Consider the following 13,209-nt stretch of genomic DNA (forward strand, 5'->3'; position numbering starts at 1 on the left):
TCCGCCCCGTTCAGCCCTGCCCGACCCGATCGACACCAGGACCGCCCCGGAAGCCACCGCCGAACCCGAGAAGGCGACCCCTTGACCAGATTTGACCGCACCTTTTGAGGCCCCGCTCCATCTTCGCTCCATCTCGAGCACTTCAATCATGCTTTTCGAGACGAATGAACATCAACGCCGACAGAGTCCACGCAAAGAAAAAGGCCCGCTGACCTGGATTAACTCCAAGTCAGCGGGCCTTTGGCAACCCTGTCGGGACGACATTGAACATGCGACCCCTTGACCCTCAGGCGAAACACCAACAACACTGGCCAGAGCCATCCGTATGAACGCAGTTGCGCTTCGTTCAGGGCCGTTGGACGACGTTGCTCAACTTCTGCCCGCTCCATCTCTGCTCCATGGAGATGGAGCGGTGCAATGGGCGAGATCGAACCGCCGACCTGCCGCTTTTCAGTTACCAGCCCGACCGTTCAGGACATGTCTCCTGTCGCTCCAGTGGTCGTCAACGCGATGCGGGCGACTGCGGAGACGATCTGAGCGGACTGGAACTGAGACCCTGACCGAGACCTCCCGAACACGCCCCGAAGTGCCCGGCACGATTACGGAATCCACTCGGCCCCCTCCGTCTGGTAGGCCCGGAGATCGAGGCCCTCATAGTCAATCATCGTGGCCTTCTCGATGCGCTCGTCGTACGCGGTGCGGCCGCCCAGGCAAATCAGGCGAGCCCATGGCCACTGTGGCCCCCTCAGGCGTAGAGGTCGGGGCGATCGCGCATGACGATCGGCACCCGCCGTTCCGTGCGGAGCGCCTCCAGACCGGCGTCGCACGCGACGGTGGCCGCGTACCCGTCCCAGGAGCTCGGACCGGTGGTGGTGCCCGCTCCGACGGCGTCCGCCCACGCCTGGAACTCGATATCGAAGGCGTCGGCGAAGCGCTCACCCCAGTCCGAGGGCACCCGTCCGGTGTACTGCCCAGCCCGCTTCACGATCGGTCCAGGGCTCTCGGACAACTCGACGGTCCCGCTCTCACAGACGATCTCGCCGCGGACGTCGTAGCCGTATGCGATGGTGACCGCCGCCTCGACGTCGACCACCACGCCGCCGGACATCTCCAGCAGTACGAGGAGCGGGTCGTTGAACCCTTCGCGGGCCTTCGAGCTGCGCCGCGGGGTGAGCACGGTGATCGCGGCGATCTCATCGTCGAACATCCAGCGGGCGATGTCGATCTCATGAACCACAGTGTCGTTGATGATCATATCGCTGGTGTAGTGGTCAGGCACCGACGGGTTGCGATGCGCGGCGTGCATCATCAGAGGAGCGCCGATGTCTCCGCGACCCATCACGTCCTTCATTTCCCGGTACTGGGTGTCGTAGCGGCGCATGAACCCAACACTCACCAGCCGACGCCCGGCGGCGATCTCGGCGTCGAGGATGCGCTCGCAGGCCTGCCGGGTGGTGGCCAGCGGTTTCTCGCAGAACACCTGCTTGCCGGCCGCGATGCCGGCCAGTACGTACTCCTCGTGGGTCGGCCCCCACGAGGTCACCACGACGGCGTCGACCCGCGGGTCGTTGATCAGTTCCTGGCCGGTTGCGTGAACTGTCGGAATATCGGACAGCTTGTCTGCGACGGCTTGGGCACGTCCTGTATCGACATCGCTCACGGCCGTAACCCGAGTTCCCGACACGACATGGCCAAGGCGGCGGATATGGTTCTGGCCGATTACCCCGGTGCCGATAACTCCGATGTTGAGGGTCACGTCAGTTCCTTCCGGGTGTCAGCGCTTGAGTTCGTGGGTCAGCTCGGCGAGCTCCTGGCCCCCGGCCATCTCGGTGGTCAGTTCCTCGAGGGTGACCTCGGAGCGCTTCTTGTCCAGTACCCGGCGGCCCAGCTTCAGGATGATGAAGTGGTCGCCGACCATGAACGCGTGGTGCGGGTTGTGGGTGATGAACACGACGCCCAGCCCGGCGTCGCGCGCGGCGGCGGTGTACTTGAGCACTACGCCGGACTGCTTGACCCCGAGCGCGGCGGTCGGCTCGTCCAGGATCAGTACCCGCGCGCCGAAGTAGACCGCCCGGGCGATGGCCACGCACTGGCGCTGCCCGCCGGACAGCGTGCCGATCGGCTGGTTGATGTCCTTGACGGTGATGCCCATCTTCTTCAGCTCGGCGTCGGCGACCTCCCTCATCGCCTTGATGTCCAGCGGGGCAAGGGGGTATTTGCCCTTGCGGATCTCCGAGCCGAGGAAGAAGTTGCGCCACACCTCCATCAGCGCGACCACGGCGAGGTCCTGGTAGACCGTGGCGATGCCGTGGTCGAGTGACGCGCGGGGCGAGCCGAAGTGCGCTTCCTGGCCGTCCACCTTGAGCATGCCTTCGGTGTGCGGGTGCAGCCCCGAGATGATCTTGATCAGGGTGGACTTCCCGGCCCCGTTGTCGCCCAGCACGCAGGCCACCTCGCCGGCGTTGACGGTGAGGTTGATGCCCTCCAGGGCGCGGATGGCGCCGTAGGCCTTGCCCACGTTCTCCATCTCGACCAGTGGCGTGCCAGCTTTCAGATCCCGTGCCGCGTGATCGGCGATCGTGTCGGTCATGGCGTGGCCTACTTCCGGGTGAGGGCGTAGTTCTTGACGTAGAGGTTGACGAGTACGGCCAGCAGCAGCATTGCGCCGAGGAAGGTGTAGAACCAGTTCGGGTCGAAGCCGGCGAAGACGATGCCCTGGGTGGTCATGCCGAAGATGAAGGCGCCCACCGCCGCGCCGATGGCCGATCCGTAGCCGCCGGTGAGCAGTGCGCCGCCCACCACCACGGCGATGATGTAGATGAACTCGTTGCCGATGCCCAGGCCGGACTGCACCGAGCTGAAGTTGAACATCAGGTGCATGCCGTAGAACCAGCACACGAACGCGACGCCCATGAACAACCCGATCTTGACCTTGTTCACCGGGACGCCGACCGCGCGGGCGCTGGCCGGGTTGCCGCCGGAGGCGAAGATCCAGTTGCCCACCCGGGTGCGCAGCAGGATCCAGGTGGCGATGGCGGTGAACAGGATCCACCACAGCACAGTGACCTTCACGGTGATGAAACCGAGCGGGATGTCCCCGGCGAAGATGACCTTGCCCAGGGCGAAGCCGTCGAGCTGGGAGACGTTCGGGGTGGCCACCGTGCCGGTGATCGCCTTGGTGACGCCCAGGTTGATGCCGCGCAGCATGAAGAACGTGGACAGAGTGATCAGGAAGCTCGGGATCCCGGTCCGGACGACCATGTAGCCGTTGAAGAACCCGATGGCCAGCGCGATGAGCAGGCTGACCACCACGCCCACCCAGATGTTCAGGCTGAGCTGGAAGGAGACCATCGCGCAGGCCAACGCCGAGGTGACCACCGAGACGCCGGAGGAGAGGTCGAACTCCCCGCCGATCATCAGCAGGCACACGCCGACCGCGACGATGCCGATCGTCGAGCTCGCGTAGAGGACGGTCGAGAACGCCGGCAGCGTGCGGAACGGCGCAGCGACGGCGAAGAAGAAGATGAAGATCGCGATTGCGGCCGCGACGGCGCCGATCTCCGGACGGGTGAGCACGCGCGCGGTGAGCGACCGCGTCGCGCGCGGCGGCTCCTGCGGAGCTCGGGGTGGCTGGGTGGCAACGGGTGCGCTCATGGAGTGCTCCAGGGTTGGGCGGGTGGGGGGAGCCGGCACATCGACTCCCCCCGGGTGCGCGTCAGCGCTTGTTGTTCGCGGTGTAGGGCAGGATCTGGTCGATGTTGGTGGAGTCGACGAAGGACGGACCGGTCAGCACCGGCTTGCCGCCACCCAGGTCGTTGCCGTTGGTCAGGTTCAGCCACAGCGCCGTGACGGCCATGTAACCCTGCACGTACGGCTGTTGGTCGACCGAGAAAACGATCGTGCCGTCCTTGATCGCCTTGGCAGCGTCCGGGTTCAGGTCGAATGTGACGATCTTGGCGGTGCTGCCCGCGTCGTTCTTGGCGTTCAGCGCGGCCAGCGCGTCACCGGCGCCGAGCGTGACGACGTGGGTGATCGACTTGTCCTCTTGCAGCTTCGCGCCGATGGAGGCCTGTTCGGCCGGCTTGTCGGCGCCGTTGACATACAGGTTCTCGGTGTTCGGGAAGGTCTTCTTCACCCCGGCGCAGCGCGTCTCCAGTGCCACCGAGCCCTGCGCCTGGATGACGCAGAGCGCTTTGCCGCCGTTGTCGGTCTTGATGCGCTGGCCGATGCTCTGCCCGGCGAGGTCCTCGTCCGACCCGAAGTACATCTTCGCGCCGGCCTGCTTGTACTGGTCGAATCCCTGGTTGAACACCACGACCGGGATACCTGCATCGGCGGCCTTCTTGGCGACCGGGATGACGGCGTCGGCGTTCGACAGGGTGACCGCGAGACCGTCCACCTTGCTGTCGATGGCGTTCTGCACGAGCGTCGCCTGCTCAGGGCCGTTCTCGTTGTTCGAGTACTTCAGATCAACGTTCAGGCTCTTGGCCGCGTCCTGCGCACCGGCCCGGATCTTGTCCCAGAACGTGTCACCGGCCTGCTCGTGGGTGACCATCGCAATCGTGTAATGCTGCGCGGTGGCGCCGCCGCCGGCTGAACCGCCGGCCTGCGGTTGGGCGCCACCTTTGCTGCTGCACCCTGTCACGGCAACCGCGAGCGTGGCCGCCACGGCCAGCACGCGTACCAGCGTTCGGTTACTCCTCATCGAGCAGTTCCCTTCTCATGTCCCCTGCTCTCAGCTGGGGATTGCCGTTTCGGTGATGCGTCAGGGGAAATGGGGGGTGGTCGGAGGGTTCGCCACCGCGGCCGGGCTGCGGCCGGCGAGCACGTCGAGCACGCCTTGCGCGGCGTCGGCGAAGGTCGCCGCGGTCGCGCGTCGGGTCAGTCCCATCACGTGCGGTGTGAGCGAGACGTGCGGGTGGTCGAACAGCGGATGGTGCTGTGGCGGCTCCGACTCGAAAACGTCGATCCCGGCCCCGGCCAGCTGGCCGGACTCCAGCGCGGCCAGGACGGCATCGAGGTCCACCAGTGCACCGCGGCCGCAGTTGATCAGGATCGCGCCGGGTCGCATCCGGCCGATGAACTCGGCGGCAACCAGGTGGTAGTTGTCCTCGGTCAGGGGTGCGTGCAGGGTCAGTACGTGGCTTGCGGCGGCGAGCTCGGCCAGGTCCGGGCAGTCGACGTCGGGCGGCGGCGCGACGAACGGATCGTGGGCAAGCACTCGCATCCCGAAGGCGCGGGCCAGTTCACCGACCCGCCGCCCGATCCGGCCGTAGCCGACGATGCCCATCGTCGCCCCGTCCAGGTCCCCGATCGAGCCAACCGCGGTGCGTGCCCGATCGGCCCAACGGGCTTCGCGGACCAGCGCGGTCATCGGCGTGAGCCGTTTCACCAGGTGAAGCGCATGTGCGAGCACACCTTCGGCGACGGCGCGGGTCCCGCTGCCCGGGGTGATCACGACAGCGATGCCACGCGCGCTGGCCGCGGCCAGATCGACGAGGTCGGTGCCGACGCCGGTCCGGGCCAACACCCGCAGCCGGGGGGCCCGGTCGAGGAGCTCGGCGTCCACGGTGACGTCTGCTCGGACGATCGCTCCTACCGCTACCGCGAGGTCAGCGTCCGACGGGACGGGCACGAAGTCGATCCCGCCGCCGAGAACTCCGGCAACCAGCGACGGGTCGACAAGGCCGAGACCGACCACCACCGCCCGGCCGGCCTCGGTGCCCGGCGGGAGGGTCTCCGCGCTCATCAGGCCGCGGGACGATCCGTTCTCGGTCACAGCCATCTTCGGCCTTCCTCGGATTGTGAATGAGCAGTTGCGTGGACGGCGGTACGGATCAGCCGAGCCAGAGCTGTTTGCCCAGCCCGGCCTCGTACTCGCCGCGGAGCCGCTGGACGGTCCCGTCCTCTGACACCTCGGATGGGGCGACGTCCCACCAGGCGCCCGCGCCCGGTAGGTCGACGTGCGGGATGACCGGGACGACGATCACAACCGGGCCCTGGTGCTGGCGGGTCTGCTCGAGCGCGGTCCGGACCTCGTCGGCTGTCTTCGCGCGGATTGCGCGTGCACCCAGGCCGCTGGCGACCTCGACGAGATCGACGTCGAGGTAGTCGCCGTCCAGTCGAGGCTGGTGCTCGGCGGCCTTCTCCCCCGCCAGATCCAGGCGCCCGGACCGGTAGCGGAACTCGTTGCCGAATTCGCGGCCATGTCGGCCCATCTGCAGGCGGTGGATGACCTGGTAGCCGTGGTTCTCCGGGATCACCACCGTGACGGCCAGGCTTTCGAGTGCGGCGGTGACTAGCTCGGTGGGTGACATCAGGAAGGTCCCGTCGCCGATGAACACGACCACGCGTTTGTCGGGGTCCGGGTCGGCGAGGCGGACCCCGATGCCGGCCGGGATCTCATAGCCCATGCAGGAGAAACCGAACTCGAGGTGGCAGTGCCGGCCTTCGGTGGCGTCCCAGACCTTCTGCAGGTCGCCGGGCGGCCCGCCGGCAGCCGCGACGATGGTGTCGCCGGGGCGCGCGTGCTCCTGGAGCAGCCCGATGACCTGGCCCTGGGTGAGGATCGCGTCGGTGGCCGGCACCACGTCGTTGTCGGCCGGTACCGAGGAGATGTCGAACAGCGTCTCCGGGTCGAGGGCGGCGGCGCGCATCGGCGCCCATTCGGCCGTCGCGGCGCGCACTGTCTCCTGCCATTCGGGCGGGCTGCTGACACCGGCGCTCCGCACAACGGCCGCCAGAGCACCCAGCGCGCGTTTGGCGTCCCCGACGACGGCGGTGGCGCCGAGTCGGTTGGCGTCGTGGGCGTTGACGTTGATCGCGGCGAACCGAACATCGGGGTTCTCGAACAACGACTGCGAGGCGGTCGCGAAGTCCGTCAGCCGGGACCCGACGGTCAGCACGAAGTCGGCCGCACGCACCAGATCATTGTTGGCCGGTGTGCCTTCGAGCCCGATGCCGCCGATCTGCCACCACCCGCGCTGTTGCACCGCGCCCTTGCCGGCCATCGTTTCGAGGACCGGAATACCGGCCGTGGCCGCAAGGTCCTCCAGCTCCTCCGTGGCGTCGGAGTAGACGACACCACCGCCGGCGATGATGATCGGCCTGCGCGCCTCGGTGAGCATCCGGGCCACCGCGTTGATCTCCTCCGCGTCCGGCGGCGGGCGGCGGATGAGCCAGTCCCGCTCGTCGAACAGCTCGGCCGGGAAATCGAAGGCGTGGGACTGGATGTCCTGCGGCAATGACAGCACCACCGCGCCGGTGTCCACCGGGTCCGTCAGCACACGCATCGCCGAGGGAAGCGCGGTGAGCAGCTGCTCGGGGCGGTTGATGCGGTCGAAGAAACGCGACACCGGCCGGAACGCGTCGTTGACCGTGGTGTCGGCCTCGATGGGGTGCTGCAGTTGCTGCAGTACAGGGCCCTGCCTGCGGCTGGCGTAGGTGTCGCCGGGCAGCAGCAGCACTGGCAGCCGGTTCACCGTCGCCAGAGCCGCGCCAGTCACCATGTTCAGTGCGCCTGGACCGATGGATGCCGTGATCGCCAGCGTCGCGCGCCGTCGCATGGCCTTCGCGTAGCCGGATCCGAGGTGTACCAGCGATTGCTCGTTGCGGCCCTGGACGAACGGCATGAGGTCGCTGAGCTGGTCCAGGGCCTGGCCCAGACCGGCGACGTTGCCGTGGCCGAAGATTCCGAGCGTGGCGGGGATGAGCCGACGGCGCTGTCCATCGGCGACGGTGTACTGCTTGGCGAGGTAGGTGATGACGGCCTGGGCGACCGTCAGGCGGACCGTGGTGCCGGTGCGGCTGTTGCTCATCGTTGTGCTCTTCTCCAGCGGTCGGGGCGTCAGGGCGCGAACCGCTCGTCTGATGGGATGGCGCTACCAGGGCCGGCCGTGCAGGACGACGGTCTTCTCCTCGGTCATCTCGGCGACCGCCGAACGCGGTCCCTCCTTGCCGATGCCGCTTGCCTTCAGGCCGCCGTAGGGCATGAGGTCCGCGCGCCACAGCGGGGTCCAGTTGATGTGGATGTTGCCCGCGTCGATCTCTCGCATCGCGCGGATCGCCCCGGCGACGTCGGCGGTGAACAGCCCCGCGGCCAGCCCGAATGCGGTCCCGTTGGCCTGTGTGATGGCAGATTCCCAATCGGCGGCCGTGCTCACGGCGACAGCCGGGCCGAACAGCTCGTCCTGGCTGAACGGTGATGCCGGGTCGACATCTGCCACGACCGTCGGCTCGACGACGCTGCCGTTGCGCTCTCCGCCGGTGAGGATCCGGGCCCCGTTCCGAGCGGCCGCGGCGATCGCCCTCTCGACCCGCTCGGCCTCGGAGGTCGAGATGATCGTGCCCATCGACGTCTCGGCCGAGGCCGGGTCGCCGGTGCGGATGGTCTTGACCTTCGGGACCAGCGCGTCGAGGAAGTCGCCATTGATCGCGGGATGGGTGATCACTCGCTGCACCGAGATGCAGACCTGGCCTGCGTTGGCGAAACCGCCGGCCGCGACTGCGCTGGACGCGAGTTCGATGTCGGCGTCCGGCATGACGATCACCGGGCAGGAGGCGCCGAGCTCCAGTGACAGCTTCTTCACTCCGGCCCGGGCCGCGATGCGCGCCCCGACCCCCGTGGAGCCGGTGAAAGACACCTTGCGGACCCGCGAGTCGGAAACCAAGAGGTCACCGAGCTCCCCACCAGGACCCGTCAGCACCGACAACACGCCGTCAGGCAGGCCAGCGTCGACAAAACAAGCGGCCAACGCCAACGCGGTAAGGGGCGTAGCGCGAGCCGGCTTGACGATCACGGCGTTGCCGGCGGCCAGCGCGGGAGCGATCTTGTGCAGCACGAGCAGTGCGGGGTAGTTGAAGGGAGTGATAGCGACAACGATCCCGACCGGCTGGCGAACGGTGAATCCGATCTTGTCGAAGCCGGTTCCCCGGTTGGCGTCCAGCGGAAGCGTCTGACCGTAGAGTTGGGTGCCCTCGAACGCCGACAGCCGGATGAGATCGCCAGATCGGCTTGCCTCGACGGTCGCCTCGGTGATCGTTTTGCCGTTCTCCGCACTGATGGTGCGAGCGATAACCGCCGAGCGCTCGTCAGCGAGTTCGGCTGCCCGGTGCAAGATCTGCATCCGTTCGTGTGCCGGGGTCCGGCGCCAGGTCGCGGCTCCGCGCTCGGCGGCCTCCATCGCCGCCTCGATGTCCTCGACAGCCGCGATGGGCACGGTCCCCACGACACAACCGTCGAAAGGCGACCGCACCTCCTCGACCCGGCCCGACCGACTGGCCCTCCACTGCCCGCCAATCAACAGCTCCGCGATCATCAGGACGCCTCCTCAACCGATATAGCGATACGCAAAGCCTGCGCACCTGCGCGGGCCGGGTGCACCATCCACGACCGCATCTCGCGCTCTCGCCAGGTGCTGTGGCCGGCCAGCAGCAGGACACGGTCGGTCGAATTCGTGATCACCGCATCGAAGCCGGTGAGCGTCAGCAGCTCGGCGGCCCAGTCGGCGTCGGTCAGCAGCTTCGGTGCCACATCGTCTCCTGCTCAAATATGAACTGTATGTTCATCTGTCAAAACCGTAGAAGCACCGAAAGGTCATGTCAACAGTCCAGGTTGAATCGACGGTCGAGTCTTGCCAGAGTTCAGAGATCTCAGATACCGTTTGTGTGTTCATATTTGATTAGACAGGCTGGATGTCGACTCAGTGAGGAAGCCGGGTACTACGCGATGAAGAACATGCGGGCGGTCATCGAGGCCGATCACGCCAGTCTGGGGACCTTCCTGTCCCTCGGCTCCGCCATGACCGCCGAGGCCTGCGCCGTGGGCGGGTTCGACTGGCTCCTCGTGGACCTCGAGCACGGCGCGGGCGATGAGAAGGACATGGCCGGGCAGGTCCGTGCCGCCGCCGCGCACGGAGCCCCGAGCGTGGTCCGGGTGGAGAGCGCGGAGCGGATCCGGTGCGGCCGCGTCCTCGACCTCGGCGCGGCGGGAGTCATGTTCCCCCGACTCAACACCGCGACCGAGGTCCGCGAGGCGGTCCGCCACCTGCGCTACCCACCTGAGGGTGACCGCGGTGTGGCCACCTACCACTCCGCGGCCGGGTTCGGACTGCGTCCGGGAACCCTGCTGACCGCGAACGATGCGACCGTCTGCATCGTGCAGATCGAGACCACTGAAGCGCTGCACAACGTCGACGAGATCGCCGCTGTCCCCGGGGTCGACGTCCTCTTCGTGGGCCCGCGAGACCTCAGCTCCGCCCTCGGCCTGCCGGGTCAGTTCACCTCACCGGAGTACCTGTCCGCCCTTGAGGCGGTCGTCACCGCCGCCAAGGCCAACAGCATCCGGGCGGGGATCCTGGCCGCGACCGTGGACAATGCGAACCAGTGCCTGGCGAACGGGTTCAGCTTCGTGGCGATCGCGTCGGACTCGACGTTCCTCGCGAAGGGGGCCCAGGACAGCGTCGACCAGGTCAGGGAAGCGAACGGACTACAGGCGCACCGATGACCGCGATCGTCGAACGAGGAGGGCCACCGAATGGCTGGACAGGGCGAGTCACGCTACAAGGCCCCCGCGGCGGGCTGCGCCGCCGACGTCCTGGTCGCGCTCGCCCGTAGCCGCACGCCGCTCACCGCCTCGCAGCTGGCCGAACACACCGGCGCCACCCGGTCGCTGGTCTACCGGGTGCTCGTCGAGCTGGGCCAGCGCGGCCTGGTTCAGGAGCAGCAGGTGCGCGGATCCAGCAGCGCCGCCTACTCCCTGGGCGTTGGCGTGATCGAGCTTGGCGGGTCCTACGCCCAGTCGGTGCCGTTCCTGCAGTCGGTCCAGCGGACCCTGCGCCGCCTCGCCGACCAGACCGCGGAGACCGCCAGCCTCGCGACACTTCAGGGCGACAAGGTCCTCTACCTGGCCCGCGAGGAAGGCGAGCGGTCGGTCTTCTCGGTCTCGCAGGTCGGCAAGCAGCTCCCCGCTAGCGCCACCGCGGTCGGCAAGGCTCTGCTCGCCCAGCTCTCCGACGGCCAGGTGCGCGAGCTCTACGCCCGCCCGAGTAGCGAGCTCCGTGCGCTCACCCCGGCCTCGCTCACCACGATGGACACCCTGCTGGCTGACCTGCGCCAGGCTCGGCTTCGCGGATACACCATCGAGGACGGAGAGACCGTTGCCGGACGCTGCTGCGTCGCTGTCGCCTTCCCCGTCAACGGACCCGACGCGGACTCCGTCGCGATCAGCGTCTCGACCGACCACGCCCGTTTCCAGCAGATACACGAAGAGTTCGCGTCACTTCTGCTCGAGGCGAAGCGACTGCACTCCGCCGAGGTGACAAGCCGCCACCAGCTCGGCGACAGCTCCCGCGCCGACATCGCGGTCGGCCGCGCGGTCGGCAGTCTCTACGCCTGACCTCTACCTTCCCTGCCCGGCGAGACCCGGGGCCAAGATCGATCCGGCGCCGCGCGCGCGGTGGATGGCCTTGGGATGTTGCGAATGTTGGCCCGGGCCATCTTGAGCATCTGCCCGACGCCGCCGGCCAGCACGGTCTTCGAGGCGGCCAGCGCGAATCCCCGGACCTGTTCGCCGGTGATGTGCGGCGGCACGGACAGGGCGTTGGGGTCGGTGACCAGCTCGATCAGCGCGGGGCCGGGGTGGGCCAGGCCGTCCTTGAGACCGGCGCGGATGTCGGCGGGTTGCTCCACCCGCACCGCGTAGATGCCGGCGGCGTCGGCGATCGCGGCGTAGTTGACTGGGGGATGGTCGGTCTCGTAGCTGGGCAGCCCGTCGACCATCATCTCCAGCTTGATCATGCCCAACGCGGAGTTGTTGAACAGCACGATCTTGACCGGCAACTGGTGCAGCGCCACGGGCCAGCTGGGCCCCGATCGCGTGGGGCAGCGCGTTGGCCATCGAGCCGTGCAGGAAGGAGCCGATCACCCGGCGCCGCCCGTTGGGGGTGAGGTAACGGGCCGCCCAGACGTTGCACATGCCGGTGTCCACGGTGAACACCGCGTCGTCGGCGGCGACCTCGTCGAGGATCCGCGCGACCGTCTGGAAGATCCTGCACTCGGCGGGCATCGACCCATCAGCGCGGCGGCCCGCACCGACCTGGACCCAGTTCCTCCACGCGCAGGCCCAGGCCATCATGGCCTGCGACCTGTTCCACCTCGACACGATCACACTGCACCGGCTCTACGCGTTCTTCGTCATCGAGCACGCCACCCGCCGAGTCCACATCCTCGGCGTCACCGCCCATCCGACCGGAGCCTGGCTCACGCAGTTGGCCCGCAACTTGTTCATGGACCTCGACAACGCCCACCGACACTTCCGGTTCCTCATCCGTGACCGTGACAGCAAGTTCGCCTCCGCCTTCGACGCCGTATTCAAAGCCACCGACGTCACGATCATCAAGACGCAGGCGCGGGCGCCACGAGCGAACGCGAACGCCGAGCGCTTCGTCGGCACCATCCGCCGCGAACTCCTCAATCGGATTCTGATCACGAACCAACGACACACCGCAACCCTGCTGCGCAAGTTCGAATGCCACTACAACGATCACCGTCCACACCGCACCCTGGGGCAGGCTGCTCCGTTACGGCCGCTCCCCCACCATGCACCGACCGACATCCGCAAGATCCAACGACACGACCGCATCGGCGGCCTCCTCCACGAATACCAGCAGGCGGCATGACGTGGACAGGGTTTCGGGCACCCACACTGTCGGGAAGCCTCGTGCACTGCTCCGATCTGGTCGGTCAGCCACGCGTGTCGGATCGCGCGTGCGGATGGCGGCCGAACTCGGGCGTCGTAGTACCCGGACCGCGAGACCCGAGCGCGAGGCACGCCTGCTTGACGAGAATGCCCTCAGCCGCGAGTTCGGCGACGAGGCGGTAGCGCACTTTTGGGGGCACCACCTCCTCGACCGCGGCGGCCGCTTTACGCAGGATCTTGACTTCGTCTTCGAGTTCAGCGATCCGTCGTTGCGCCGCGGCGAGTGCGCGGACTCGACGGCTCCAGGACTCGGGCACTTCAGGCCACGATCGGTCAGGTCCTGGGACTTCCAACGATGCAGGCACGATTCCGCGATCCCCAGCGAGGCGGCAACGTCGCGGACCGTGCGTCCCGAGCTGAGCAGATCAAGAGCACGGCGACGGAACTCCGGCGGGTAAGGCTTGGGCACGACGAGCGTCTCGTTCGGCAACCGTCGAATCGCAGTCTCTCAA

General features: G+C 67.6%; 12 protein-coding genes and 2 pseudogenes. 3 read left to right on the forward strand and 11 right to left on the reverse strand.

All coding sequences use genetic code 11. The features are described from left to right. Nucleotides 1–745 precede the first annotated feature (745 nt). From ACTXG6_RS32500 to ACTXG6_RS32535, 8 genes are all read right to left on the reverse strand, one after another. Nucleotides 746–1,756: a Gfo/Idh/MocA family oxidoreductase gene (locus ACTXG6_RS32500; protein WP_445183231.1), complete on the reverse strand. Its 1,011-nt coding sequence runs from the start codon at nucleotides 1,754–1,756 to the stop codon at nucleotides 746–748. 18 nt (nucleotides 1,757–1,774) lie between these two features. Next, entirely contained in the window at nucleotides 1,775–2,590 is an 816-nt protein-coding gene (locus tag ACTXG6_RS32505; RefSeq protein WP_445183232.1) for an ATP-binding cassette domain-containing protein, read from the reverse strand. A gap of 8 nt (nucleotides 2,591–2,598) precedes the next feature. Continuing rightward, nucleotides 2,599–3,654, reverse strand: a complete 1,056-nt coding sequence (locus tag ACTXG6_RS32510; protein WP_445183233.1) for an ABC transporter permease — start codon at nucleotides 3,652–3,654, stop codon at nucleotides 2,599–2,601. Nucleotides 3,655–3,715: 61 nt separating this feature from the next. Further along, nucleotides 3,716–4,705 carry a substrate-binding domain-containing protein gene (locus tag ACTXG6_RS32515; RefSeq protein ID WP_445183234.1) on the reverse strand — a complete coding sequence of 330 codons (990 nt, stop codon included), beginning with the start codon at nucleotides 4,703–4,705 and terminating at the stop codon, nucleotides 3,716–3,718. Between the two features lie 60 nt (nucleotides 4,706–4,765). Continuing rightward, nucleotides 4,766–5,785: an NAD(P)-dependent oxidoreductase gene (locus tag ACTXG6_RS32520; protein ID WP_445183235.1), complete on the reverse strand. Its 1,020-nt coding sequence runs from the start codon at nucleotides 5,783–5,785 to the stop codon at nucleotides 4,766–4,768. Nucleotides 5,786–5,837: 52 nt separating this feature from the next. Beyond that, nucleotides 5,838–7,817 carry a 3D-(3,5/4)-trihydroxycyclohexane-1,2-dione acylhydrolase (decyclizing) gene (iolD, locus tag ACTXG6_RS32525; protein WP_445183236.1) on the reverse strand — a complete coding sequence of 660 codons (1,980 nt, stop codon included), beginning with the start codon at nucleotides 7,815–7,817 and terminating at the stop codon, nucleotides 5,838–5,840. Nucleotides 7,818–7,880: 63 nt separating this feature from the next. Beyond that, nucleotides 7,881–9,317: an aldehyde dehydrogenase family protein gene (locus ACTXG6_RS32530; RefSeq protein WP_445183237.1), complete on the reverse strand. Its 1,437-nt coding sequence runs from the start codon at nucleotides 9,315–9,317 to the stop codon at nucleotides 7,881–7,883. Then, on the reverse strand, nucleotides 9,317–9,532 hold the full coding sequence (locus ACTXG6_RS32535) for a hypothetical protein (protein WP_445183238.1): 216 nt from the start codon (nucleotides 9,530–9,532) through the stop codon (nucleotides 9,317–9,319). The genes ACTXG6_RS32530 and ACTXG6_RS32535 overlap by 1 nt, the downstream gene beginning before the upstream one ends. Nucleotides 9,533–9,727: 195 nt before the next feature. Between ACTXG6_RS32535 and ACTXG6_RS32540 the strand changes: the two genes are divergently transcribed. Then, nucleotides 9,728–10,504, forward strand: a complete 777-nt coding sequence (locus tag ACTXG6_RS32540; RefSeq protein ID WP_445183239.1) for an HpcH/HpaI aldolase family protein — start codon at nucleotides 9,728–9,730, stop codon at nucleotides 10,502–10,504. 30 nt (nucleotides 10,505–10,534) lie between these two features. Further along, complete coding sequence (locus ACTXG6_RS32545) at nucleotides 10,535–11,395, forward strand: IclR family transcriptional regulator (RefSeq protein WP_445183240.1); 861 nt, start codon at nucleotides 10,535–10,537, stop codon at nucleotides 11,393–11,395. Here ACTXG6_RS32545 and ACTXG6_RS32550 read toward each other — a convergent pair. Next, a pseudogene (locus ACTXG6_RS32550) lies at nucleotides 11,386–12,034 on the reverse strand (thiamine pyrophosphate-dependent enzyme); the annotation flags it as partial. The gene ACTXG6_RS32545 and the pseudogene ACTXG6_RS32550 sit on opposite strands and share 10 nt — an antisense overlap. Here ACTXG6_RS32550 and ACTXG6_RS32555 point away from each other — a divergent pair. Beyond that, nucleotides 11,988–12,677, forward strand: coding sequence for an integrase core domain-containing protein (locus ACTXG6_RS32555; RefSeq protein ID WP_445183241.1), 690 nt, complete (start codon nucleotides 11,988–11,990; stop codon nucleotides 12,675–12,677). The pseudogene ACTXG6_RS32550 and the gene ACTXG6_RS32555 overlap by 47 nt on opposite strands. A 64-nt stretch (nucleotides 12,678–12,741) precedes the next feature. Here ACTXG6_RS32555 and ACTXG6_RS32560 read toward each other — a convergent pair whose 3' ends face one another. Both ACTXG6_RS32560 and ACTXG6_RS32565 read right to left on the reverse strand, forming a co-directional pair. Next, the gene (locus tag ACTXG6_RS32560; RefSeq protein ID WP_445190338.1) at nucleotides 12,742–13,014 is read right to left on the reverse strand and encodes a hypothetical protein; all 273 of its coding nucleotides are present in this window, start codon (nucleotides 13,012–13,014) and stop codon (nucleotides 12,742–12,744) included. 23 nt (nucleotides 13,015–13,037) lie between these two features. Then, nucleotides 13,038–13,166 (reverse strand): annotated as a pseudogene (locus ACTXG6_RS32565) (transposase); the annotation flags it as partial. Nucleotides 13,167–13,209 lie beyond the last annotated feature (43 nt).

Source organism: Pseudonocardia sp. Cha107L01 (genome assembly GCF_052566575.1).